This window comes from Paenibacillus arenilitoris (genome assembly GCF_014705655.1).
Classification (GTDB): Bacteria; Bacillota; Bacilli; order Paenibacillales; family Paenibacillaceae; genus Pristimantibacillus; species Pristimantibacillus arenilitoris.
In genome coordinates this window covers 97137-122214 of the sequence record NZ_JACXIY010000001.1, presented here as the reverse complement: position 1 = coordinate 122214, position 25078 = coordinate 97137, and the positions used below count along the sequence as shown (strand labels likewise).

The window sequence follows — 25078 nt, the reverse complement described above, 5'->3', positions numbered from 1 at the left end:
CAGCAAATAAATTCTGCTCAATCCGCTTTTTTTAAAATATAGGAAAGTATATGTCGGCGTAGCCGTTTCACCTTGCCGGTTACTTTTTTGCCTTTTGAATGGCTTCATCCGCACGTTTTTTCATGTTTGCCAACGTCTCGTCAATCGACTGCACATCCAACAAATACTTTTCCAACTCGTCTTTATAGATGGAATCTTTCAATTCCGTAGGAACCGGTACGTTATATTGGGTGGGATACGTATACGTTGCCGAAAGAATGGCGGTCAAAGAAGCCGTGTCAATCAGATGGCCGGAATCTCCGATCAACAGCTTGGCGATTTCCGCGCTGTCCGCTTTCTTGTTCGAAGGGATGCGTCCGCCAGGCACCATTTGTATATTTCCGCCTTGCAGGTACCAGGAGATGAATTTCATAGCCGCTTCTTTATTGGCACTGTTTTTATTAATCGAAATATAATCGCCGGTACCGCCCATCGGATTGACGTTTCCGCCTTTTTCATATTGCGGCATCGGAGCAAATACGACCGGAAAATCATGCGGGAAGTTCTGCGTATCCTTGATATAACGCAGCAGATATAAACCTGCCGGCATCATGGCCACCTTTTCGTTCAGCAGCTCGTTCTGAAGCGACAGCTTGCCGACCAATACATCGGTGTATTTCGTCATTGCACCCGAGTCTTCCAGCTCTTTCTCAATTTCCAAGCCTTTCCTTAAAGCAGGGCTGTCAAAATTGGACATTCCATCGGGCGTCAAATAAGAGTCCTGCGGTTTCGAGCTTGCCAGCGTCATCTCGCCTAATGTATGAATCGCGGGATCCGTCATCGTTCCTTTACGGCTTCCATTGGTTAACTTTTTGGCAAGCGCTGCAAAATCATCCCATGTCCAATCCGTCGGTACGGTCTCTCCTATTTCATCAAGCGCTTTCTTGTTGATTATGACGACCGCTTTGCTGCGCGTACCAGGCAAATAATAGTACTGGCCGTCAAATTTTTTGATATCCGAGCTGCCGATGACTCCCTCAACGTCGAATCCCGCTTTCGAGATTAAATCGTCAAGAGGAGCCGCCATTCCGGCATCCACGCGTTTGGTCATCCTTTCATCGCCATACGTGATAAAAATATCGGGACCGTCCGTTGAAGATAAAAGAGCGGTTTCCAGTTTCAGGTTCCCGGCATCGTCGTTCACATAACGCTCATAGGTTACTTGAATATCCGGATTTTCCCGGTTCCAGCTGTCTACCACCGCTTGCGGACCGCTTTCCGCCGGGACACCGCCCCATAATTTCAGCTTGACGGGCTCATTCGTTTCGCCCTTGCTTTCCTCATTTGGAATCGTAGAAGGCGTGTTCCCGGAGTTTGCGTTGTTTGTCCCGCTGCAGCCCGCAACCAATATGGCCAGAGATAATATGATGGCCAGTGTAATAAAGGAAGACTTTTTCATTGATCCATCCCCTTCTCACTTTGAGTGATCTTTAAGATCACCCTCATCATAATAAATAGGCAGCTAGAAGAAAACGGCATAACCTTCCCATCTTCTGCCGAATTCTTTTCTATTCCACCGGATGGAAAGCGTTATCGCTTCGAGCGGGAAAATATTCTGGATAATTCTTTTCAGAGTTCATGCTTTTCTTCTCAACTTCTGCCCGACACCATCTTGCGGTATTCGGTCGGATACATCCCTTCCAGCTGCTTGAAGCTGCGGCTGAAATGATTCGGATCCGCGTAGCCGACTTGCTCGGAAATTTCATATATTTTCAGGCCCGGTTCCTTCAGAAGCTCTCTTGCCTTCTTCATCCGAATCCGGGTGAGACAATCGGTAATCGTCTCGCCTGTTTCTCTTTTAAACAAAATACTTAAATAATTTTCCGTAAAACCGACTTCCGCAGCGAGATCGGATACCTTTAGAGGCATATGCAGCCGATCGTTAATGATTCCGATCACATGATGGATTTCAGCGCGCCACCTTTGCCGGCCATGCTTTTTTTTGTAATTCAGAAACACCTGGACCCATCCGGTAAACCACTCGTAAATGTCTTGTTGAGTCTCGGCGCCGCGTATCACATGATGAGGATATTTCCCCTCGTGAAGAGTCACCGAATAAATGTCCAATTGTTCCGATTTTAAACTTAGAGCAAACGTGTCCGCGAGCCGAATCCATTGTTCGCGCATCGCATCCGGAGTAGAGACGGGATTTTGGCCGGAGGATAGAACCCAATCCGAAATCAGTTGAAGGATGCCCGCTTCATCATGGTCTTCAATCCGCTTCAACCAGAGATCGGAGTCAAAGGGTTCCACCCTGTCCGTCATCGTTTCCGGAAGCTCGCCATAGGTAATAATTTGACCTCGCCCCCGGTAGAAACGGTATTCCAGCGCTTCGTTAGCCTCCATAAAACCTTTCGTCATTTCCGGCTTATTGTAACAAACGGAAACGCCGAAGCTTATCGACAGCTTTAAAAAAGTACGGACGGCATGGCAAATTTCTTTCAGCAGCAAAGAATCAAAGTGCGGTTTCAAAATGACGAATTGACCGCGTTCCAGCTCTACATACTCTGCGCCGCCATACTTTTTGCAAATTTCCGCTACGACATTAGCTACCGTAAAATTTAGCAGACGTTCGCTTTGAAACCGGTTATGGTCAAGCAGAGAATCATAGTCTTCGATTTTCGCTACCGCTACCGTAAAAGGCGCTTCAAATGACAACAGTTGAAAATCACGGAGCAGCTCCTCCATTTCGCGCTCTGTGCTTCGTCGCATCAGCAAATCGCGCAGACGCTTTTCCTTCACTTCGCGTCCGTACAGGTTCACCTTATTTTCAAGTCGCGTTACCTCCTCATTTTTTTGGCGCTCGGCAAATAACCGGCTTCGGATCAACTGCAGTTTTTCTAACAGCTCGGAAGGATCCATCTCCAATTTAATAATATATTCGACAGCTCCAAGGCGCAGAGCGGTCTGAACATATTGAAAATCATTGTGGTTGGACAGCATGAACACTTTGATCTCCGGCCATCGTTCATGAATGCTCTTCAGAAGCGTTAGCCCGTCCATCTCGGGCATACGGATATCGGTAAGCACAATATCGCATGGCGTTTGTTCCAATATTTTCAGCGCTTCCAGTCCGCTTGATGCCTCGCCGATAATTTCAAAATATTCATCCGCCATTGGAATAATCGTCTTGAGGCCGATTCTAACCAATATCTCATCATCCACGATTAAAATCCTCATCAGCTTTTCCCCTCCTTCGCAAAGGCAGACTGACACTCACTTTCACTCCCGAATCCGGAACGCTGTCGAGAGAAATTCCGTATTCAGGGCCATACTCCAGCTTAATCCGGTCATTGACGTTGCGAATGCCAATACCGCTATATTTCGCATGAGGCTGATTCATCTGTTCCACGACCTGCTGTCTTGCTTCCTCGCTCATACCAACCCCATTATCCGTTACAGTCAGTATTAACGTATCGTCTTCCGCTCGCGCGCAGATCAATATTCGTAACGGGAACCGGTTACCGTGAATAATGCTGTTTTCAATAATCGGTTGAATCGTAAACTTAACGATTTCACAATTTTGCAAAGCTTCCGGCACCTGCACCTCCACTTGGATCTGATCGTGGTATCTGATTTCCTGCATGGCTAAAAAGACCGTTAAATAATCCAGTTCTTCCCGAATCGTAACAATCTCTTCTTGCTGCCGCATCGTATAGGTTAACAGCTTCCCCAGCTTGGTCATCATGTCGCTTACATGGTTGGCACCGGATAACAAGGCCATCCACTTGATCGAATTTAGAGCGTTCAGCAAAAAATGAGGATTGATTTGCGCCTGCAAGGCTTGAAATTGCGCTTTTTGCTTTCGCTGCTGTTCTTCGGATAAATGAATAATAAGCTCCTGGAGTTGGCCGACCATTTTATTGAAATTGGAACCGAGCAATGCGATTTCATCACTGCCGCGTACGGCGACTTTAATATTCAAATCCCCTCTTCCGACCCGGTTCATCGAATGAATCAATTCCTTGATCGGATGCGTAAATCGAAACGTAAGACCTACAAAAGCGATCGCAAATAACGTGAACCAGAACAGCACCCATCCGATCGACCGGTTTTTGACTTGATTAAGCTGTGAACTAAACGCCTTGCTCTCGGTCAGCTGCAGCAAAATCCATCCCGTACCGGGCAGGCTTGTCTGGTTGACCAAATATTGCTTGTCTTTAAGCTGAATCCGGGAAATGCCGCTGCTGTCTTTATATACCTCTTCAAGAGGAACGAGGCGGTTTCCGGGACTAAACGTTGAATCGCCTAACAATACCTTCTCGTTATCAAGCAGCAGCAAATGGATGCCTGACCGATCCTTGATCCGCAATTCCTCGCTGGGGTAGAAAAAAACATCCGTCGGAATCCCGATCAGCAATACGCCGTTACCCGACTTCCATTCGGAATTGATTAAACGGGTTAACAGCAATAACGGCTGTTTATCCGCAGCGTCCGCCATTATAAAAGGAAGCGTCCAGTTCGGCGAACCGGATAGATCCAAGGTACGGGCAAACCAGGATTGATCGGCCAGGCTTTCATTTTGGGTTTTTATCGTACCCGCCCAGCTAGTATTGATATATCCTCTAAAATCATAAAGTGCCAGATACGCATCGCTGTCAAGCAATAAATCTCGTATATTGGACAATTTAAGCTGAAGATTGGAAAAGCTGTTAAAGGCCGAGTATTCCGTCGTCCAGTTTGTCGAATCGCGCAAATACTTCAACGTATCCGGATCGTTAATAATCAAGTTGGATGCCCTCACCGTTCGTTCGACGATTTCGTTCATCGCAAGGCCTTTCCTCTCCAAGGCCGTTTGATTGGACTCATACAGCGTTGTCTCCAAAATCTGCCTGGATGAGTCATAAAACCGGTATATAATAAAAACGACCGGAAGAAAAATCAGAATAGTCAGAGATAGAACAATTTTGCCGCGTAACGTACGAAGCAGCAGGTAAGACATTGTCATGCCTCCTCCCCTCGACAACCTATCCAATAATTCGTCATCTTGCTAAAGACTGTAAATCTATTATAAAAAGAGAAGCTGTCCTGCCAGGTTTACAGAGACCCGGCAAGGCAGCTCATTTCTTTTTCTACTAATTATTTTATGCGGAGTAAGACGGCCGCATAACTTCATTTCGTCTTTCATCCGCTTAACTTCATAGACTCCGCGTTTATATTTGCCTCTCCGCAACATAGGCTGATTGGATCGTCTTCTCGCTTTTGACTGCTTTTAAATTGTTTCTGACAGGCCCGACGATGAACTTGCCGAAAGGGACCTTGTTTATGTATTTCGTAGCGACCCACGCTACGCTCAGGCAAGTGACGTAAATGAGCGGGAGCGTAATAAATTGGCTCACGTTCACAGAAAAAGGCAAGTAGAGAATGACAAAAACCCTCATGAATACGCTATGGGTTAAATAAATCCCAAAAGAGTGATCCGAAATGGAAACGACGAAGTCGGGAACTTTTTTAATCTGATTGGATAAATAAAAAATGAGAAAAATGATCGAGGGGGCAAACAATAAATAACCAATCCCCTTGGAACTGCTGACAGGCGACAGATCAAAAAATTTCAACGCTAAAACCGGAATTACCGTGATGAACGGCAGGACCAGAACGATTCGTTTATTTCTGTTTAACACCTCAATAAACCGGTCGTAGTGTTTGCCGCAGTAATACCCTAAAGCAAAATAAAAAGCCCATCCGATAAATGGCAGCCAGCTTGTATAATACCAGATATACTCAGCGATGCTATCGCTCCCAAAGCCAAATGGCGGAACGAAATTAAAGAAAGCCAGATAGGCAAAATTTATGGCGAAAGAAACAGGAAGCACGACTTTGGCCGGCCATTTCTTCAGCTTGTTATGAAACAGGTAATGAATAAGGATGAATTGAATAATGATCAAAATAAAATAACCGTTATAATCTGCCATAAAAATATTTCTAAAAGCGGCGGTTAGTATATTTTGCGTTGTAAACGGTTCGTTACTCTCATGAACCTTATAAATCGAGCCTATGATCGCCATAACGATATAAGGGGGAATTAAATATTTAATCCGCTTCGAAATAAAATGCGTTGGCAAACTCCCTTTATAATTTTTAGCGATAAGAAATTCCGTGATGAAAATAAATACGGGCGTACCTACATTGAAAATAAGCCTTGTCCCGCTCAATAAAGCATTTTGTTCATGGATCCGGCCCGTAAATATTAAGGCATGAACCATAACGACAAACAGACACCCGACACAGCGTAATAAAAGGATCTCAAAAGATAATTTTTTATCCATAAAAAAGACCACCTCCATAATGAAGCTTTCCATAGATTATTCATTTCGAATAATAGTATACATCAATGTAGTTCATTTTGAATATATTTACACAAAAATAAGGAGGCCCAAGGCCTCCTCCAACGCGTCTCCTTCAACACCCCGTTCCGCTCGTGCCGCTAAGCACGGCAGCGACAGCCCTTCTCCATCCTTCGTAGAGGCGTTCGCGCTCGGCCGCCTCGATCATCGGAGTATATTGCCGCCCCTGCCGGCTCATCCGTACGATTTCGTCCAGCGACGACCAGTACTCGACGCCGAGCCCGGCCATATAGACCGAGCCCATCGCCGACAGCTCCGCGACTTCCGATTTCAGAACCGGCAAACCCAGCATATCCGCCTGGAATTGCATAAGCAGCGGATTGACGGAAGCGCCGCCGTCCGCGTTGAGCCTGACGAGCGGTATGCCGGACTCCTTCTCCATCAGATCGGCTGCGTCGCGCACCTGGTAGGCGATGCTCTCCACCGCCGCGCGAACGATATGCGCTCTGCCGGCTGCGCGGCTCATGCCCGTAATCGCCGCCCGGGCGTACGGATCCCAGTACGGCGCTCCCATCCCGACGAAGGCGGGCACCAGATAGACGCCTTCGTTATCGGGCGTCCGCCGAAGCATGTCGTCGAGCTCCTCGAACGAATCGAATAAGCCGAGGCTCTCTCTCGCCCATTTCACGGTGTCGCCCGTGCTGCGGATGATCGCCTCCAGCGCATACGTCACCTTGCCGTCCCGCCCCCAGGCGACGGCGGTCACCAGGCCGCTGCCCGGCGCGGCTGGACGTTCTCCGATGTTCATGAGCACCGAAGTCCCCGTGCCGTAGGTCGCTTTCGCCTCCCCCGGCTCCAGGCACAGCTGGCCGAACAAAGCGGCTTGCGAGTCGCCGATGACGCCGCAGATCGGAACTTGTTCGGCGAACAAGTCCGGATCGGCGGTGTGGCCATAAAGGTCGTCCGAAAACTTCACCTCCGGAAGCAGCGCGGGCGGAACGCCGAACAGGCGGCACAATTCCTCATCCCATGCCAGCGTATGGATGTTGAACAGCGACGTCCGGCTCGCATTCGTGTAGTCGGTTGCATGCGTCCGGCCGCCGGTCAGCTTCCAGATCAGCCAGCTGTCGATCGTTCCGGCGAGCAGCCGCCCCTGCCGGAGCAGCGAGCCCGCGTTTTCCGTATCCCTGAGTATCCAGCCCCACTTCGCTGCCGAGAAATACGGGTCCAACCTAAGACCGGTTTTGGTCTGAACGTCGCGTTCTCCGCCGGCTGCCCGGAGCTCCGAGCATCGGTCCGCGGTGCGCTGGCACTGCCAGACGATGGCGTTATGAACGGGCAATCCCGTCTCCCCGTCCCATACGACGGCCGTTTCGCGCTGGTTCGTAATCGATATCGCGGCGAGATCGGCTGCGGTGAGCGACGCCTGTCGCAACGCTTCCCGCATCGTCCGCTTGACGTTCTCGTAAATTTCGAGCGGGTCATGCTCCACCCACCCGGGCCTCGGATAAATTTGCCGGTGATCCGCGCTGCTTTTTGCGACGACCCGCCCGTACCGATCGACGACCAGCGCCTTGGTGCCGGCCGTGCTCTGATCGATTGCAACAATATGCTTTTCCATGGCCGGCTGTCCTTATCTGCCCAGCAGTTCGAGCGCGATATTCATGATATTGCCCGCGCTGATGCCGTAATGCGCGAAAACCTCGGACGATTTGCCTGCGATGGCCGGCTCGTCCGGGATGCCGAGTATGCGCATCGGGACCGGCTGACGCTGTACGATGACCTCGGCTACGGCGGCTCCGAGCCCGCCATGAATGCTGTGCTCTTCTACCGTGATGATATGGCCGGTTTCGCGGGCGGCCTTGATCACCGCCTCTTCGTCGAGAGGCTTGATCGTATGCATGTTGATCACGCGGCAGGACACGCCGATTTCCTTCAGCGCCTCATGCGCGTCGAGCGCCGTCCGCACGGTTTCGCCGGCGGCAATGACGGTCAAGTCAACTCCTTCCCGCATGGTCGCCGCTTTGCCGATCGCGAATTCATAGTCGTCGTTCTCATAAACGTCCTCGACCGGATTGCGTCCGATCCGCACATATACGCCGCCTTCGTGCTTCACGAGCGCTTCCGTCATCCGCTTCGTCTCATGCCGGTCGGCCGGCAAGATGACGGCAAGACCCGGAATGGCCCGGGAAACCGCCAGATCCTGTACGGAATGGTGGGACATGCCGAGCGCGCCGTAGCTGATGCCGCCGCTGATCCCGACCAGCTTCACATTCGTCGCCGAATAAGCGACGTCAACTTTGATTTGCTCGATGCCGCGCATGCTGAGGAAGCAAGCCGGAGAGGCGACGAACGGCTTTTTGCCGCTGTGCGCGAGGCCCGCGGCGATGCCGACGATGTTCTGCTCCGCAATGCCGACCTCCACGAACTGGTCCGGGAACGCCTTGGCGAACGGAGCCATGGCGGCGGAGCCGCGCGAGTCGCTGGCCAGCACCATAATGTCCCGGTCGTTCCGGGCCAGCTCCAGCAGCGTCTCGCAAATAATCTGGCGGTTCGGAATCGTGTTCGCCATCATGAACTCACTCCTTCTTCCAGCTTATAACGCTCGATAAGCGTCGACAGCTCCGCCAGCGCAAGCGCCAGCTGCTCGTCGTTCGGGACATGATGATGCCAATGCGGCACATTTTCCGCAAAAGAAACGCCCTTGCCCTTCACCGTATTCGCCATCACCAGCGTAGGCTTGCCCGAAACCGCCGGGACGGACTCGAACGCGCGGAGCAGCTGCTCCATATCGTTGCCGTCGATGGAGACGACGTTCCATCCGAACGACGCCCATTTGTCCTCGAGAGGTTCAAGGCCCATGACGTCCTCGGTCGGCCCGCTGATCTGCAGCCGATTCCGGTCGATGATGCCCACCAGGTTGTCGAGCTTGTAGTGCGAGCCGGCCATGGCCGCCTCCCACACCGAGCCTTCCGCCTGTTCGCCGTCGCCCATCAGGCAAAACACGCGATAGCCTTTGCCGTCCCGCTTCGCCGCTAGCGCCATGCCGACGGAAATCGCCAGGCCGTGCCCGAGCGCTCCGGTATTCATCTCGATGCCCGGCACCTTGTTGTTCGGATGCCCGATCAGACGGGTGCCGAACCGGCTGAACGTCTCCAGCTCCTCCTTAGGAAAAAAGCCCAAATCGGCGAGAATGCACCATAGCGATTCGACGGAGTGGCCCTTGCTCGCGATGAAGCGGTCGCGCTCCTCCCACTTCGGTCTGGCCGGATCGATTTTCATGATTTTATAATAAAGTGCCGTCAAAATATCGGTATTGCTGAGCGAGCCGCCCGTATGGCCGGTCTTCGCTCCGTGGATCATCTTCAGCAGATCCATTCGGATTTGCGCGGCCTTTGCCTTCAGCGCCATCGTTTCCATTGAAAGATCCTCCTTTTCTTACAGACCCGCACCGCGAAGCCACGCCTGGATTTCCTGCTCCGTCGGGTCGACGGGGTCGGGCGTCAGCCCCGGAATATAGCCGCATGCCTCATAGAGCGCCGGAATGACATTGGCATGAATGCCTACGGAATGATGGACATAAGGGCCTTTGACCAGCTTCTCTTCCCACAGCGGCCAGTCGTTCACTTCGACCCACACATAAGAGCCGCGGGTGTACGGTCCCTGAATGCCGCGGGCCTTGCCAAGAAACAGCTGGTAATCGCCATGATCGCCGTCGAAGCGAGCCAAAGTCATATGGCCGCCCTTCACTTCGCCCTCGTGCGTACCCGGCGAATGATCGTCGAACAGGAAGTGCTTGCGCAGCCTCGGCTTATCTTCTACCGACATGGACACCGGGAAGTTCCCGCAATGGAACAGAAGCTCGCCGTTCGGATTATCGGGATGGCGGACGGTCAGATCCGCGAAGAAAGTCGGATGCTGGTTCATCGTTGCCGCCTGAACCATAACGGATGTAATCGCGCCGTGAATATCCGTCTCGCAGGTGACGGGAATTTGCTCGTCCGTCAATATCGCGTTCGCCAGACAAGGCATGATGCCCATCGCATCCTGAAGCGACGACCAGCACTGGATTGCGATAGCGGTGCTGCCCGTGGAAATCGCGTACTGCTTCATCGCGACCTTCAGCGCGGCGATGCGGCGCACGTCCTCCTCCGTCACCTCGGACCAGTCGAGCTTGGCTTTGATGTCATCCACTGCCTCCGCGAGCTCGGAGCCGTTCCCCTTCTCGATCCGCCGGGAGGCGCGCTGAATGTCCACCAGCGTAATCGGATGGAGCTCGATGCCGAATCGCTCCAGCAGTTCGCCCTCGCTGCACATCATCGTCCAGAAGGAAGCCGGACGCGGCCCGATCTGCAGAATCCGCAGTTTCCTGAACTGCCGCACGACGTTCGCGGCCGCTACGAAATTGGTGAAGCCCCGCTCGAACACCGGATCGTCTACCCGGCTGTTCGTCACGTAGGTGAACGGAACGTTGAAACGTCGAAGCACCTTGCCGGTAGCGAACAGTCCGCATTGCGTGTCGCGCAGCCGCATGCCGTCCTCGAGCGGCGCCTCGTCGCGCGGACCCCAGAGCAGCACCGGCTTGCCGAGCGCTTTGCCTACCCGCGCCACCGTATCTTCCGTGCCGAAGTTGCAATGCGGGAAGAAGACCGCATCCACTCCCTCCTGCTTGAATCGTTCCGCGATGCGATCCGCATTAATGTTGTCGTCATAGAGCAGCCCTTCTTCGTTAATGCCTTCCAAATCGACAATGTCGATATCCATGCTGAAGCTTTCGATTTTCTCCTTGATCAATACCTTGTACTTGAAAGCGTCCTCCGCGCTGAATACGAACCGTCTTGTCGGCGCGTATCCCAACTTAAATTTTTTCATGCCGCACTCCCCTCTTCCATTCGATAAACAAACTAAACTAAACAAATTAAACAACAATAAACTATTCAGTCAAAACCATTCAGCCAAACCGATTTTCATCTTTAAATTAGCACCAATCCATCCGTTTCGTCAACAAGTTTATATAAACATTTTGGTTTGTTCAGTTAAAAATCAATAAACTTCGAGCGGAAATCAACCTTTTAAGTTGCTTCTTTCGTGAAGTCGGAGTAAACTAAACGTACTAAACTTCGAAACATTCGATGGATACGAAATGAGGCTGACAAGCATTGAAGATGGAGGATATCGCGAAGCTGGCGGGCGTGTCCAAAGCCGCCGTCTCGCTTGCGCTGAACGGGAAGCAAGGAATAAGCGCGGAAACGCGCGAGAAAATTATTCAAATTGCGGAAGAACACGGCTATACCCATAAATCGAGAGCGGCAGCCGACGAGCCGAACAACAAGTCTCTGACCTTTCTGGCGATTGCCAATTCCGGCATCGTGCTGGAGCAATATTACCAGCAGCCGTTTTTTCGCGAGCTCATTCATCATATCGAAGAGAGATGCCGCTACTACGGTTATTCTCTGATGTTCGCCTCGGTAGAGCCCGATCGGTTCGCGGAGCAGCTCAAGATGCTTTCGGAGGAAAAAAGAAGCGACGGCATTATTTTGCTCGGCACCAATTTGAGCCGCGAGCAAATGTCCGCCATCGCGGGAGAGGTCAATCTGCCGCTCGTCGTGCTTGACAACTGCTACGAGACGCTTCCCCTTCATTTTGTATCCATTAATAATAGGCTTGGGGCCTATCAGGCCGGGATTCACCTGTGCGACAGCGGCCATCGATCCATCGGTTATTTGGCGTCCAACGTCAGAATCAAAAACTTCGACGACCGCCGGATCGGTTTCGAAACCGCGCTTCGGGATAGAGGACTTGATCCGGGCAACGTTCGCGTCTTCTCGGTCGCGCCGACTATTCTTTCCTCGCAAGAAAGCCTGACGCGGCAGCTAACCGCTTATATGGAGGACAAGATGCCATTGCCCACCGCATTTTTCTGCGAATGCGACTATATCGCGATCAGCGCGGTCAAAACGCTGCAGGAGCTCGGTCTGCGAGTGCCGGAGGATCTGTCGGTAGTCGGCTTTGACGATATATCGGAAGCCAGAATCGTCTCCCCCGAACTGACGACGGTCCAGGTCGCCAAGGAGCGTATGGCGCACCAAGCTGTCGATCTCGTCATTCAGTCCGTCACATCGAGCGAGACCGTCACGTCCAAAGTGATGATCGATACGCTGCTCGTCCAGCGGAAGTCGACGGCATCGCCATCGGCCGTTTTGTACCATGAAACGCAGTAAATGTCCGGAATAACGGCAAAAGCCCGTGCTTCAATGAAGGCACGGGCTTTAATCTTTTTTCGTTATGGTCTTAAATCCGGTACGTTCCTTACACGGTGACCGCACCGTCGTAAATTTTTTGCAATCCGGGCTTGCCCTTCTCCATCAGGAAGGAAGCGCGAGTGACGATCGGCGCGCCGGGACGCGTTACATAGGGAACAATGCGGTAATCCGCTTGAAAGCTCTCCGGGGTAGCGGTGCATACCACATAGCCGCGCTGGTTATTGTAGAACTTGATATGCGGATTTTCCGCAAGTATGTTTTGTTGAGCGTCGGTAATATCGTAACCGTCCCCTCCGGAAGTGATGGAGGTGCCGACAAATTCGGCTCCGAGTATCTCGGAATCCGGATTGTTGAAGTCCGCTTTAATTTCGGAGGCCCAATTCGAGTGAACGTCCCCCGTCAGGACTACAAGGTTGGAGAGGCCCTTCTGTTTGGCAAAGCTAAGAATCCGGTCACGGTTGGCGGGGTAGCCGTCCCACGCATCCATGCTGAATTCGTCCCCCGTTCCGATCAGGAAGTCCCTCTCGCAGAAAAATACTTGCTGCGGAATAATGTTCCAATGCGCTTGCGACTGATTGAGGCCCGAAAGCAGCCACTGCTCCTGCTCTTCTCCCATAATCGAGCGATCTGCGCTGTCGGATTCGGGCGTCGGAGGCTTGCGTCCGTCGCCGCTCGCTTGATCGTCGCGGAATTGACGGGTATCGAGCACTTGAACGTTAGCCAGGTCGCCATATTGAAATTGTCTGTAGAGCTGCATCGTAAACCCGCTCGGCAGGGAAGAACTTCTTAAAGGCATATTTTCGTAATACGCCTGGAACGCCGCGGCCTTGCGGGCCAGGAAAGGCTCGATCGGCTGATTTTTCTCGGGGATCAGACCGGCATGGTTGTTCTCGATTTCGTGGTCGTCCATCGATACCACCCACGGGAACTTGGCGTGCGCGGCTTGCAGGTCGCTGTCGCTTTTGTACAAAGCGTAGCGGTTGCGGTAGTCCTCGAGCGTAAAGATTTCGGGACCGTTATGGTACCGGGGGCTTGGCGTAGTCGGTGCGGGACCGGGGCCTTCGTAAATGTAATCGCCCAGATGAAAGACCAGGTCCAACTCTTCCGCCGCCATATGGCGGTAAGCGGTATAGTAGCCCTGCGGGTAGTTCTGGCAGGAAGCGATAGCAAACGTCATTTTCGACACTTGCGATCCGTATGCGGGCAACGTTTTCGTACGGCCTGTCGGGCTGACTTCCTTACCTGCTTTGAAGCGGTAATAGTAGACTCGGTTCGGTTCCAGTCCATCCACCTCGACATGCACCGAATGCCCAAGCTGGGCTCTGGCAAAGCCTGCTCCTTCACGTACGACTTTGCGGAATTTATCGTCTCTTGCGACTTCCCATTTGACCGGAACGTCTTTGCCGGACATGCCTCCGCCATTCAGCGGATCGGGTGCAAGTCGGGTCCACAGCACAACGCTGTCAGGCCAAGGGTCGCCGGAAGCTACCCCTAATGTAAACGGATAAGCCGTAAATTTCGGCGCCGCATCGACAGGCCCCCCTTTCATCGAAGCAGCGATCGTCAAACCGAGCGATGCGAGCGCGATCTTCCCCGTTGACCGCAGAAAATCGCGGCGATCCATCTTGCCTTCCAACAAGCGTTGTTCCAGGTCATGGAATAGTCGTTCCTTGTCCAATTTCACCGACTCCTTTTAACTTGAGTTTTTTTCTATTAAAACGTTTATGTATTAAGCGCATGTCAACCCCATTTGTAATAACAATGAAGGTATATGCAAACGAACGTCGATTGTTTTTGGAATTTTATGGTTATTTTTCAGCATTAAATCGATGCATGTAAGGAGATAATTCGAAAAAGATTAGGATTTTGTCCGTCTATGTAACTACTCGCAACTTATCGATCGTGTGTAGAATGGATCATAGGACACGAAGAGTCCTATAAATCGTACGGCCGCTTTCTTTCACAGACCTTTACAAAACATATAGGAGTAGTCGCCGCGGAAAAGAGGCTGCCATTCCTGCGCCGCAAAAAATCGGACCGCGAAATGCGGTCCGATTTTTTGGGATTATTTTATTCTGCCTAATGGCTTATCTCCATTCCAATTCGGCGATCGAGACCGCATGCTCGTGCGGAATGCCTTTGCCCGGCCAACCGCATGTCGTGATGTACCACTTCCCGGTATCCGGATCCCGGAACACCTCGGAAGCATGCCCGAACAGCTTGGCGGCTACGATCTCGCTTTCATTGTCCCCGTTGTAGTCGCCGAAGTCGTACGGGTTGCAAGACCTGAACACCAGCGTGTCGTTGTACGTTTCCGTGCTGCAGTCCGTATACGTAATGAACAGATAGTAGCAGCCTTCATAGAAGACGACGTAAGGGGATTCCGTCGCCCCCCATGACGAATTGAGCGGCGCATTGCCGGACGTCGTCAGCGCATACTGCACGAATCGCCAACTGAGCAAATCGTTGGAGACGTAAACGGAGATGCAGCCGTAACCGTCCTTGATCCCCGTCGCGTACATGACCCAGGTATAGTCGTTTATTTTCAATACCATATGATCGCGATGGCACGCTTCGATCGGGGAGCCGATCAAATGCACGTCGTGATTGATCCAATGGTGCAGCTCGCCCGAAATCGCCAGCCGGGTCGGGGAAGGCCCGTAGTACATGTAGTATTTGCTCCCCTCCTTGACCACGCCGGGCGCCCATGCCCGGGTGCCGTGATCGATGACGATTTCTTCATGCGTAAGACCTTCCTTCAGAGAGTCCCCCCACGCATGAACGAAATAGCGTTCATGCTGCGGATTCACCTGAGTGTTCGGACTCGTAATGCCGAACAGATGCCAGCTTCCGTTAGGCGCTCTGACGATACTGTGATCGTTCACGTAACGGCCGGCCTTCCGCGGTTTGAATAACAACTTCCAATCGCTTGCGATCGCCGGCCGGTAATAAGTCGGTTGCGTCTTCATTGCGCGATTTGGTTCACCTCCTTCGTCATTTGGTCACCACCGAGCGCCTTCCAGTTCTTAACGAATTGATCGAACGCTTCGATCGGGTCTTGACCGTAAATAATCTTCACGAACGTCTCGAGTTCCAGCTTGCCGAGCGTCGCCCCCTTGGCGGTCATCGTGTCGGTCGAAGGATGGACGAATTCGTTAAGCTTGATCAGGTCGTTGTCAATATAGTGCTGGATGATGCTTTGCGAGCTATCCGGTCCGAAGATGCGTTCGAACCACCACGCGGAACGGTCTCCGCCGCGATAGCTTTGAATCCCGTCGTAATAGCTTGTTTCTTCGATATTCAGCCCGCTTGGATCGTTTACTTCGAGCGCATCCACGACATGATTGTAGATGCCGATATTTTTGTTCGGCTGGAGGAGCCTGACCGGGGCGAAGCCTTCTTTGCCGAAGTATGAAGCCGCGGCTTCGGATTTCGACGACTCCCCGTAGCTCTTCTCGACTTGGAAATTCATCAGCTGGATCAGCGCTTCCGGATGCTCGTAATCTTTGCGGACCGCGAAAATTTCGCCGTAATCGATATTGTTCTGAACGAGCGCGGGCTTATCGTCCGCGGATGGGATCGGGTACGGGAGCCAGTCGGCTTCGCTGCCGTCCTTCATCATGCCCGAGACCGCGAAGGGCGAGGTCATATATCCGAAAAATAGGCCGATCCTGCCCGCCATGACGGTTTCGGCGGATTTGCTCAAATCCTTCGTACCGAATTCCGGATCGATATAACCGCCTGCATAAAGCTCCCGAAGCTTGGCCAGAGCCGTCCTCATCTCGGGTTGAATGCTTCCGTAAGCTAGCGCCCCGGATTCGTCCTCGAGCCACACGCCGGGATACGCATGATACCCGTTCATAAACCCGGTCGGATTAATGTCGCCGCCGCTCGTCAAGCCCTTGTTCAGCGCGAGCCCGTACGTATCGTTCTCCCCGTTGCGGTCGGGATCCTGCTCGGTGAACGCTTTCGCGATGGCGATGACGTCATCCATCGTTTGCGGGGGATCCAGGTTCAATTGCTTCATCCAGTCGGTCCGAATCCACAGCATCGGGGACGTGTCGTAGGAGCCGCTGTAATACGTCAGCCCGTACAGCTTGCCGTCTTGCTTCGTCGGCTGCAGCCCGTCGGCCCCCATCGCGTAAAATTGCTTGACCAGGTCGGAGGCGTGTTGCTCGTACACCTCCGTCAGGTCCGCCAGTTGGCCGGCTTCAAGCAGCTGCTTGTACTGCGCCTGGTTGACGGCCAGAATATCGGGCAGATCGCCGCTTGCGAGCGTAAGGTTCATCTTCTCGCCGGCATTCGAGCCTTCCACGATCCAATCGTAGGTGACCTTAATGCCAAGCTCCCGCTCATATCCTCGCGTCCAGACGTTGTTCTCGAGCGTATCCCCCGCATCCAGAGAGTCCTTCGCTTTGTCCGTCAACGTCGTGCGCAGCGTAATCGGCGGATCGTATTTGCCAAGCGGGCCGCCGCTCTTCGCGCCGTCTGCAGGTACATTCCCCGTTGCGGTTCCCGTCTCTTCCGCATCCGCCGTTTCCTTGCCCGCCTCGCTGCCGGAGCACGCGGCGGTTGCCGACAATGCCAGCACGGATAACAACAACAAAGAAAATTTCCACTTCGATCTCATGTTCTTCTTCAACCTCCCCTAATTTGCAGCTTCCCTTCAAGCTTATTTGCGGTAGGGTCCTTGCTGATAGTGGGAGACGTTTACTTCCGGTATCTTCTGTTTACTTATAGCGTGACGCAGTCCACATTCATGAGGACGGCGATTTTCTCGAATACCGAAGCGTTGCGGCCGACCGACATCGCGCAATGATGCGTAGGCGCCTCGGCGAACCAACGCGCCATATATTCGTCCGGATGCGTTCGGAATTTGACGGGAGTCTGCGTGTTTCCGATTCGCATAATCGGGCCTTCCGTCGACATGCCTTCGCTTACGATCCACTTGAGCCGTCCCTCTGCGGTCTGCGTCAAGTTCAATGTCGTAATAGAGCCCGACCTCACCTTCGCCTCCACGGATACGCCGGTCCCCTGCTTCCCGTGGTAAAGCCCCATGCCCCGCAAGATCGGTTTTCCCTGCGAGATAGCAATGTGGAACGGTCCGTCATGTCCGAGGAGAATCGTGCCGTCGATATAATCCGCGACGACAATCTCCGAGAAGCTTCCCCCGGTGCCTAAAATATCGCACACCTTCATCGCGACCGCCGTCTTTAAGTCCCCTTCTCCGGCGCACGGGATGCCTTGTGCGGTCAGCAAGGAGTGTCCGACAATACCGCCGCCCTGAAGCTTCTCGTATGCTCCGCCCGGGGCCCCGTGGTAATAGTACGTTAAAGCGTCCAAGTCATATTCCCGCACAAGCTTCTCCTGGGCGACCGCGACTTTGCATGACCATTCCATCTGCTCCTCCGTAGGCTTCTTCGCGATCGGATCGGAGGGCGAATCGCCGCTTATTTGGAACATGTCATAGACTTGATCCCGTTTCGCTTTCGTCTCTTCCGCCGTCACGCCGCGAAGAAGACGATCCAAGTCGCACATTTCCAGCACTTCCACATGCAGCCCCGTTTGCGCTTGCATCATGGTGAAATCGCTGTACATATCGAGCATGCCGCTGTACGTATTCCCCAAAAAACCGAATCGGCTATGACGCATCGTCCGGGTTACGCCCGCCGCGTTGACCCATTCCTCGATTTCCTTCCACGCCCGAATCGCTTCCGGGCGTTCGTGCGTCGATTCGTCCGTCAAGGAAACGGAAGGGGTATAATCGAGCCCGAGGAGCCCGTTCACGACGCGGAACGGGATCCCGGCGCGGCCCAAGGCGTTGGAAAATTCGGGAACCGGACAAGCGCCGCAATGCGCCAGCCATTCGCCGGTCGTCGAGCGCTCGTAATTCAGCCGCGCGGCAGGCTGCAGATTCAGGAAGACAACCGGCGCTTTGTTGATTTGATGCACGGGCAGCACGGCGGAGCTCGTCGTATAGGTCGCAGCATGGCAAAAAACGAGATCGACATTTTCCGCGTTAAACCACTCTCCCGCCCTTCTGGCGCTTCCCTCCGTATCCGCCAGTCCGTAATTGCGGACGATTCCCCAAGCCGACATCCGTCTCTCGATGAAGGCGTTATATTCCAGCAGCCGTTCCCGCAATCCCGGAAATTGGCTCCAATACGCTTCTAAGCCAACCGTGTACAATCCGATTCTCGGTTGTTTTGCCGGCTTTATTGGTTGAAACATCGACATCGTCTCCATTTCGCTTGTATGTGCAAAGAGCTTGCCGAATCACGAACGGCATTCATTGATTTTACGATTGATCGTCTCTCTCTTCGACAGGAGCCATTCCGGATCTCTTGGATACTCCGAGAAGGTAAGAGGCTGACGAAGCCCCTCCTCCAGCAGCTCCAAGGTGTTCTCCCTGCCGATCCGGTCCTCCAGCAGCCGCAGCGCTCTTAAATCCTGCAAAGCTTCGCGGAACACCTCGAGCCTGAGCGATTCGATCGGGCCTTCCGGGCCCGGGTACACGACGAAAGCGTCTCCGGAAGGGAAAGCATAATCCGCATCCGTCGTTTTGAACGGATCGATCGGCTTGCGCGACAGAAAGGAGTACCAGAAGTTATACCCCCAGTGCAGGAACCCTTTCATATTGAACTTGTAGAGCTGCATGCCCAGAATCCGGTTCCGGGCCGACGGCATATGGAAGAAGCGGTTGGAAACTTCCTTATACTGTCCGCAGCAATAATACGTCCATAGATCGGGTACGCCATGCTCCAGGAAGGGCTCGATATGATTGGTCGCCGGAATCGGATTCTTCACAAGACCTTTCTCGTAAAATTCATAATCGGACAGCGCATCGATGACCGGGAAATCGGATAAATAACCGCGGATCATCTCGACCGCCGATTGATATTGCTCCAGATGCGCGGGATTCGGCTCGTCGGACACGTGAAAATAGCTGCGTTCCTCCAAACGATGGGCATGCAGGAATGAAGTGAGTTCCGGCAAAAACTGCGACAGAAAGCTCCTGTACGCATCGCCGGATGCTTCGGTCTCCCAGCCGAAAATCTTCTTCCTCTCCCCCTCGACCGTGGCCACGATTTTCGGTGCGTGCTTGGCTCCCCACTGCGTAAACAGATGCGAAAATTCAAAATAGCGGATTCCTTTGTCGCCGCACATCCGGATCCAGCGTTCCAGTCTGTCGAAGCCGAAGCGGTAGGTATCGCCCGTCTTCTCCACATCCACCAGCTGTACGGTCGGCCTTTCGCCGCCGACTTCGGTGTCGAGCGGAGGGGTAAACAGCGGCGTAAGCAACATATTGACGCCATGCGTTACGGCGGTATGCACATACTTTTCGATCAGCTCCCAGTGCTCCTCGCTGAATACGTCAACCCCATAATACGTAGCCAAACAATCGCAATGGAACCATTCCGTGTGAATGAGCCGCTGCTCGGGCAGTTTGTCGGCGAACACTTCGAGCTCGAGGCATTCCTTGCCTAACTCCTCGCCGGAGTCCAGTTCAAAGCGAACCTCGATCTCGTAATCCCCCGGCTTCGTCTCGCCCGCAAGATCGACCGTAACCCAGATCGAACGCCACTGACCGGGAACGGCCGTAACCCCCTCCGATTGAACCGGGAACAGCGGATCCGGGTACAAGCCCGGCGTCCGGCGAACAATGTGCTCGTCGTGATCGGGATAGCACGGAAATTCGGAAGGCACCAGCCCGACCGTGCGGACGGTAATCCGTGACAGATCGGACTTGACGGCCACGCGCACCGGCCGCATGACACGGCTCGACCGGAAAGCGATTTGAAAGGAAAACGTTTCGTCAAGCAACGCGGAGCCTTGATTGAACGCCTTATCCTGCAGCTCCTCGTCCGCAAATACTTTCGTTAATGAACTTAAACACCTGGTTTCGAATCCGTTCATTCGCCAATCACCTCGAAAGAATAAGTTCCCGATCCTACCTTGACCACCCTACTTGCTCCCCTCTCGCCCAGCCATTCGATATCCTTCGCGCTATGAAGCGGATTTCCGCTTTCAAGAATGGAGCACTCGCCAAATTTCGGAATATGGACGATCGCCGTCGTGTTGACGGGGATCGCAACGTCCAGCTTCCAATGATCCGGACGCTTAAGCCGCCATTGCACCTCTACCCGTCCTTCGCACAGGTCGTGATGCGCGCTCACCCACTCTACGCCTCCGACAAGATGAGGCTGAATCCGAACCTCGTTGAAGCGGGGAGACTCATAATCGATTTGGATGCCCGCCAACGCCGCGTAGAACCACTCTTCCGCATGGCCAAGCATAAAATGGTTTTGCGAAAGGCCGAAAGTCGGTCCGTCCCACAGCTCCGTCAGCGTCGTCGCGCCATGGGCCACCTGGTAGCCGTAGCTCGGGTTGTCGGTTTTGAGCAGCATGTCCGCGACCGCCTCCGGCTGATCGAATTTCGTTAACGCCATGAGCAAATAGCGGAAGCCGACATCGCCTCCGGACAAGCTGTTGCCTCTCTTCCGAATGTCATCGAGGAGATTGCGGGCAATGGTGTCCTCAAGTCCCTCCGGCACCATGCCGAGCGCAAGCGGCATCGCGTTGGAGGTCTGGCTTCCGGATGCGTATTGAAGCGTTTCGCCGTCCAGAAAATTTGCGTTATAGGCGTCCTTGATCCGTTCCGCCAAATCCGCGAAATACCGCGAATCTTCTTCTCTTCCAACGATGTCCGAAACCTTCTTCATAATGTCCGCGACATAGTAGTACATCGCGGTTGCCGTTACGGGGATCGGCGTATTCTGAGGATAGCCCGGGTTGGGACCGACATCGCACCAGTCTCCAAGTCCATGGCTGACGATATGACGATCCGCCTTGCCGGACAAGTACCCGACATAGTTCTTCATGCCCTCGTAATGCTGCTCCAGCAGCTCGCGATCCTGATACCAGTTATAGGCATACCAGGTCGCGATGATGTAGGCGCTGCCCCACTCCGGAGAATCCCGGAAATCGTGATCGAATACGGTATACTCCGGAGCGATGTCGGGAACGAGTCCGTTGTCCAGCTGCGCATCCCGCATATCGTCGATAATCTTCCGGTACAGTTCGGGAACATAATAGTTGTACATAATCGAAGGACCCATCAGATGCGTCTCTTCGAGCCAGCCCAATTTCTCCCGATGCGGACAATCGGTCAGGACGCTCTTCATGTTGCTCAATATGGCCCAGTTGATCATTTCATGGATTTTATTCCACATGGTATTCGAGCAGGAGAAGGAGCCTGCCGTCGCAACATCCGGACCGATCATTTGACCTTCCAATCGCAGCATGACCGGCAGCTCGTCGTTCCCGGCTTCCGGGATGAGTTCGACCGGCACCGCGCCTTCCACCGAAAGATAACGGAAGCCCGTATACGTAAACCGGGGCGCCCAAATTTCTTCGCCTTCGCCGCTCAGCGTATAGGAAAACGAGACATTCCATGCCTGATTCACATCGCCTTGCGGTTGGAGCAGCTCGCCCGGTTTCAGCGTGATCGTCGAGCCCGGCGCGCCTTTCACGGCAATCCGAACCCAGCCCGAGAAGTTCTGGCCAAGATCGTACACATACGCGCCCTGCGGGCTTTCGCTTACCTTGACAGGCGCAAAACGATGCGTCACCTTATTCGGGCGAAGATTTTGCAGCGCAAGCTTCCCTCTGGGCGCCGGAACAACGCTCGCTTTCCGCCATCTTCCGTCCTCGGCGAACTCGGCCCGATCCCAGCCCGCTTGCTCCAGAAGCGCATTGTAATCCTCTCCGCCATAGATGCAAGAGAACGTAATCGGGCTTCTGCCGATCGTCCACCCTTCCCCGCTGACGATCCGCTGAACCTCTCCATCCGCATATTCCACTTCCAGCTGCATGATCAGCTTCGGATCGCCGTAGCTGCCCTTGTATTTGGCGTACCGTCCGCCGGTCACATTATAAAAGCCGTTGCCGAGCAGGATGCCTACGGCATTATCCCCGGTTTGCAAATACGGAGCCGCATCCAATACCGTGTAAAGGCAGGTGCGGTTGTAATCGGTCCATCCGGTATCGAGTACTTGGTCCCCGACCTTCTCGCCGTTCAACCTCATTTCATAATGGCCCAATCCGCAAATATAAGCTTTCGCCCGCGACACTTCCTTGCCGACCCGGAACGTCGTCCGGAACAGAGGCAGCGGATCCTTCGGTCCGAACGCCCCCTCCTCTGCCCATGCCTCCTTGTCGCTTGCCGTTACACCGATCCACCGTGCCTGCCAATCCTCCGGCCCAAGCAAAGCCATATCCCAGGTCCCCGCCTCGCTATACGGCGAGACGCTGCCTGCGGCGTCCCACACCTTGACTTTCCAGTAGTAACGCTTGGCGGATTGCAGAGCAGGTCCTTCATATGCGACGTTTCGGTTCCGGTTCGATCGAACCTTGCCGCTGTCCCATACATCCGCAGCGCCGTCCGCAAGCTTTTCCTCGGCGGATGCCACGACAATCTGGTAAGCGGATTGGCTCAGCCCGCGCTCCTTGGCCGGTGCGAACCCCCAGCTGAAACGGGGACGCTCCTTGTCAACGGCGATAGGATTTTCCATATATTCGACTTGAAGCTTCGCGATTCGAAGCGATTGTTCCATCCGTCATCCATCCTTTTGATTAATGGTTTACCGTCACTTTTTTCAGCATGACATCGGCCTTCAGGCCCCGCTTCGGCACAAATTCGATGCTTGTCATTTTTTTGCCCGGAAACGGGTTGGCGATCACTATCGCATACCAGGTTTTCGAGCCTTCGCGAATCGGAAGCGCGGCGTACGAAACCTCGATCAGCGACCGGTCGAATTCGTAGCAGTCGAAAGCTTCCGCCATTCGCAGCGTCCAGGATCGGTCCATGCCGGATATGTTCGTGCCGTAATCGACGGAACAGCTCACTTCGGCGCCGTCCTCGAATGTCATCCGGTATTGCCCGAGATGGTCCGTATCCGGCTCGAGAAATTTGCCGTCAAAGAAAAACTCAAATTCGCGGTAAAAATTCGTAGCGTGAACGATCTCGATATGCGGCCCCGACAGGATGTCCCGATTCTTGTAGCGGAAGAGCTCCGCGAAGGTGTCCGCCGCCATAACCGGAAACCGGGTTTCATCGTATTCATCTATCCAGAACATGCGGGACGCATACGCCATATTGAAAAAGATCCCGTTCCGCTGCATGTAGTTTTCGTTTAACGCGCTCCAGTTCGACAGGCTGGCTCCCGGGACTCCTTGCGCGATACGCCGGCTCCATTCCGGGATTCCCGGCCCTTCGAAATTGCCGTACACGACCGTCAATCCGCGCTTATGGAATTGCTCATCGAAATCCCTGTGGATGGACCAGTACCAGTGCATGACCTCGATGTCTCCGGGAATACGATCGATCGCCCCGTAAGTTGCGGGATTCGCCGCCCCGCCGTACCGCACCCCGTCTTTGCCGACGCTGTTCAGAAGCTTGTCGCCCCACATCATGACGCGAATCCCTTTGCCGGCCAAATAATCGCGAATCTTCGTAATATCCTCGGTATAGATTTCCGCGGCTTCTTTTCCCTTGCACGCGTCGCAAACCGCAATGGAATAATATTCATCATGACCGATATGGACCGTCTCGGGCTCGAACGCCTCCGCCACTTCGTCGAGCACATCGAACAACAGGTCGTAGCTCCCCGGATTGGAGGGGCAATACGTGTCCGGATACGGATCGTTCCGGCGCTCGGCCAGCTCGGGATGACGGAGCAGCAAATAATCGGAATGGCTCAGGCAGGGCACCTCCGGGATCACGTCCAGCCCTCTGTCCCTGCAATAGACGACCAGCTCCTTGACTTTATCCTGCGTCAGCCACCGCCCGCCGCCGTTCTCGCAATGAATCGAATTTTTCCCCCATGCGAAACGTCGTTGGACATCCACCGTTTTGCCCGAATATTCGCGCATCTCGTCGCAATATTCGACCCATCCTTCGTTGATCTCGGGATGTCGCTTATATTCCATCGCGCCGCCGACTTCGACGATGATTTTGTTGTAACGGTAATAACAGGCCATATCGATAAACGCTTTAAAAAAATCAACGTCATCCGGCGCGGGAAGATACACTTTCAATCCGCGATAGGAGCAGAGAGGCACATTATAGACGAGCCCCTTCCTTACGAATCCGTCCTCTCCGATCTGACGAAGCGTGCAAGCGCCATACACGAGCCCCCTGACGCTCATGGCGTAGACGAGTACCTCGTCCTCTCCGGATTCGATCGCGTACCCGTCCTCATCTTCGAGGGCGGACACGCCGAACCGTTCTTTGATTCGATCGGCAATCTGCTCGTTCCACGCCTCTATGAACCGGACCGTCTTGACGAAATTCGGCTTGCGCTCTTTGCTCGTCGCTTGGAATGCCATTCGGCGCACAACCTCGCTGCCGCTTTCGATTCGGGTATCCGGCGTTAGAAATGCCCCTTGCTCTTCGAAGCTTTCGTATCGGTTAATGTTATACATCTT

The 25078-nt window shown here is 53.5% G+C and carries 16 protein-coding genes; 1 reads left to right on the top strand and 15 read right to left on the bottom strand.

The features are described from left to right. Window positions 1–79 precede the first annotated feature (79 nt). The 8 genes from IDH41_RS00395 to IDH41_RS00360 all read right to left on the bottom strand — a co-directional run bounded on the left by IDH41_RS00395 (window position 80) and on the right by IDH41_RS00360 (window position 11198). On the bottom strand, window positions 80–1438 hold the full coding sequence (locus IDH41_RS00395; RefSeq protein WP_190857242.1) for an ABC transporter substrate-binding protein: 1359 nt from the start codon (window positions 1436–1438) through the stop codon (window positions 80–82). A 191-nt stretch (window positions 1439–1629) separates the two neighbouring features. After that, a complete protein-coding gene (locus tag IDH41_RS00390) occupies window positions 1630–3219 on the bottom strand; it encodes a response regulator (RefSeq protein ID WP_190857240.1) in 1590 nt (529 codons plus the stop codon). Further along, complete coding sequence (locus tag IDH41_RS00385; RefSeq protein ID WP_190857238.1) at window positions 3197–4981, bottom strand: sensor histidine kinase; 1785 nt, start codon at window positions 4979–4981, stop codon at window positions 3197–3199. The genes IDH41_RS00390 and IDH41_RS00385 overlap by 23 nt, the downstream gene beginning before the upstream one ends. 211 nt (window positions 4982–5192) lie before the next feature. Continuing rightward, complete coding sequence (locus IDH41_RS00380; RefSeq protein ID WP_190857236.1) at window positions 5193–6308, bottom strand: acyltransferase family protein; 1116 nt, start codon at window positions 6306–6308, stop codon at window positions 5193–5195. 133 nt (window positions 6309–6441) lie between these two features. Next, a complete protein-coding gene (gene glpK / locus IDH41_RS00375) occupies window positions 6442–7947 on the bottom strand; it encodes a glycerol kinase GlpK (RefSeq protein WP_190857234.1) in 1506 nt (501 codons plus the stop codon). Between the two features lie 12 nt (window positions 7948–7959). Then, complete coding sequence (locus IDH41_RS00370; protein ID WP_190857631.1) at window positions 7960–8898, bottom strand: transketolase family protein; 939 nt, start codon at window positions 8896–8898, stop codon at window positions 7960–7962. Then, on the bottom strand, window positions 8898–9746 hold the full coding sequence (locus IDH41_RS00365) for a transketolase (protein WP_190857233.1): 849 nt from the start codon (window positions 9744–9746) through the stop codon (window positions 8898–8900). The genes IDH41_RS00370 and IDH41_RS00365 overlap by 1 nt, the downstream gene beginning before the upstream one ends. Window positions 9747–9764: 18 nt before the next feature. Then, window positions 9765–11198: an L-fucose/L-arabinose isomerase family protein gene (locus IDH41_RS00360; RefSeq protein ID WP_190857231.1), complete on the bottom strand. Its 1434-nt coding sequence runs from the start codon at window positions 11196–11198 to the stop codon at window positions 9765–9767. Window positions 11199–11485: 287 nt separating this feature from the next. Between IDH41_RS00360 and IDH41_RS00355 the strand changes: the two genes are divergently transcribed. Next, window positions 11486–12547, top strand: coding sequence for a LacI family DNA-binding transcriptional regulator (locus tag IDH41_RS00355; RefSeq protein WP_190857230.1), 1062 nt, complete (start codon window positions 11486–11488; stop codon window positions 12545–12547). 88 nt (window positions 12548–12635) lie between these two features. On the opposite strand, the gene IDH41_RS00350 is transcribed toward IDH41_RS00355, so the two are convergent. From IDH41_RS00350 to IDH41_RS00320, 7 genes are all read right to left on the bottom strand, one after another. Then, window positions 12636–14213: an alkaline phosphatase D family protein gene (locus IDH41_RS00350; RefSeq protein WP_190857629.1), complete on the bottom strand. Its 1578-nt coding sequence runs from the start codon at window positions 14211–14213 to the stop codon at window positions 12636–12638. A 463-nt stretch (window positions 14214–14676) separates the two neighbouring features. After that, window positions 14677–15558 carry a glycoside hydrolase family protein gene (locus IDH41_RS00345; protein WP_190857228.1) on the bottom strand — a complete coding sequence of 294 codons (882 nt, stop codon included), beginning with the start codon at window positions 15556–15558 and terminating at the stop codon, window positions 14677–14679. After that, complete coding sequence (locus IDH41_RS00340; RefSeq protein WP_223829327.1) at window positions 15555–17219, bottom strand: extracellular solute-binding protein; 1665 nt, start codon at window positions 17217–17219, stop codon at window positions 15555–15557. The genes IDH41_RS00345 and IDH41_RS00340 overlap by 4 nt, the downstream gene beginning before the upstream one ends. Window positions 17220–17323: 104 nt before the next feature. After that, window positions 17324–18820, bottom strand: a complete 1497-nt coding sequence (locus tag IDH41_RS00335; RefSeq protein ID WP_223829326.1) for an L-fucose/L-arabinose isomerase family protein — start codon at window positions 18818–18820, stop codon at window positions 17324–17326. Between the two features lie 45 nt (window positions 18821–18865). Continuing rightward, the gene (locus IDH41_RS00330; protein ID WP_190857223.1) at window positions 18866–20506 is read right to left on the bottom strand and encodes a glycoside hydrolase domain-containing protein; all 1641 of its coding nucleotides are present in this window, start codon (window positions 20504–20506) and stop codon (window positions 18866–18868) included. Then, window positions 20503–23205, bottom strand: a complete 2703-nt coding sequence (locus IDH41_RS00325) for an alpha-L-rhamnosidase (RefSeq protein ID WP_190857221.1) — start codon at window positions 23203–23205, stop codon at window positions 20503–20505. The genes IDH41_RS00330 and IDH41_RS00325 overlap by 4 nt, the downstream gene beginning before the upstream one ends. A 19-nt stretch (window positions 23206–23224) precedes the next feature. After that, a complete protein-coding gene (locus tag IDH41_RS00320; RefSeq protein ID WP_190857219.1) occupies window positions 23225–25075 on the bottom strand; it encodes a family 20 glycosylhydrolase in 1851 nt (616 codons plus the stop codon). Window positions 25076–25078 lie beyond the last annotated feature (3 nt).

What these genes read in the sequence shown, in the direction of transcription:
- IDH41_RS00335 (WP_223829326.1), bottom strand. Translation starts at nt 18,820, where the DNA reads ATGTTTCAACCAATAAAGCCGGCAAAACAACCGAGAATCGGATTGTAC.
- IDH41_RS00370 (WP_190857631.1), bottom strand. Translation starts at nt 8,898, where the DNA reads ATGGCGAACACGATTCCGAACCGCCAGATTATTTGCGAGACGCTGCTG.
- IDH41_RS00380 (WP_190857236.1), bottom strand. Translation starts at nt 6,308, where the DNA reads ATGGATAAAAAATTATCTTTTGAGATCCTTTTATTACGCTGTGTCGGG.
- IDH41_RS00320 (WP_190857219.1), bottom strand. Translation starts at nt 25,075, where the DNA reads ATGTATAACATTAACCGATACGAAAGCTTCGAAGAGCAAGGGGCATTT.
- IDH41_RS00345 (WP_190857228.1), bottom strand. Translation starts at nt 15,558, where the DNA reads ATGAAGACGCAACCGACTTATTACCGGCCGGCGATCGCAAGCGATTGG.
- IDH41_RS00395 (WP_190857242.1), bottom strand. Translation starts at nt 1,438, where the DNA reads ATGAAAAAGTCTTCCTTTATTACACTGGCCATCATATTATCTCTGGCC.
- IDH41_RS00340 (WP_223829327.1), bottom strand. Translation starts at nt 17,219, where the DNA reads ATGAGATCGAAGTGGAAATTTTCTTTGTTGTTGTTATCCGTGCTGGCA.
- IDH41_RS00385 (WP_190857238.1), bottom strand. Translation starts at nt 4,981, where the DNA reads ATGTCTTACCTGCTGCTTCGTACGTTACGCGGCAAAATTGTTCTATCT.
- IDH41_RS00330 (WP_190857223.1), bottom strand. Translation starts at nt 20,506, where the DNA reads ATGAACGGATTCGAAACCAGGTGTTTAAGTTCATTAACGAAAGTATTT.
- IDH41_RS00360 (WP_190857231.1), bottom strand. Translation starts at nt 11,198, where the DNA reads ATGAAAAAATTTAAGTTGGGATACGCGCCGACAAGACGGTTCGTATTC.
- IDH41_RS00390 (WP_190857240.1), bottom strand. Translation starts at nt 3,219, where the DNA reads ATGAGGATTTTAATCGTGGATGATGAGATATTGGTTAGAATCGGCCTC.
- IDH41_RS00365 (WP_190857233.1), bottom strand. Translation starts at nt 9,746, where the DNA reads ATGGAAACGATGGCGCTGAAGGCAAAGGCCGCGCAAATCCGAATGGAT.
- IDH41_RS00350 (WP_190857629.1), bottom strand. Translation starts at nt 14,213, where the DNA reads ATGGATCGCCGCGATTTTCTGCGGTCAACGGGGAAGATCGCGCTCGCA.
- glpK (WP_190857234.1), bottom strand. Translation starts at nt 7,947, where the DNA reads ATGGAAAAGCATATTGTTGCAATCGATCAGAGCACGGCCGGCACCAAG.
- IDH41_RS00325 (WP_190857221.1), bottom strand. Translation starts at nt 23,205, where the DNA reads ATGGAACAATCGCTTCGAATCGCGAAGCTTCAAGTCGAATATATGGAA.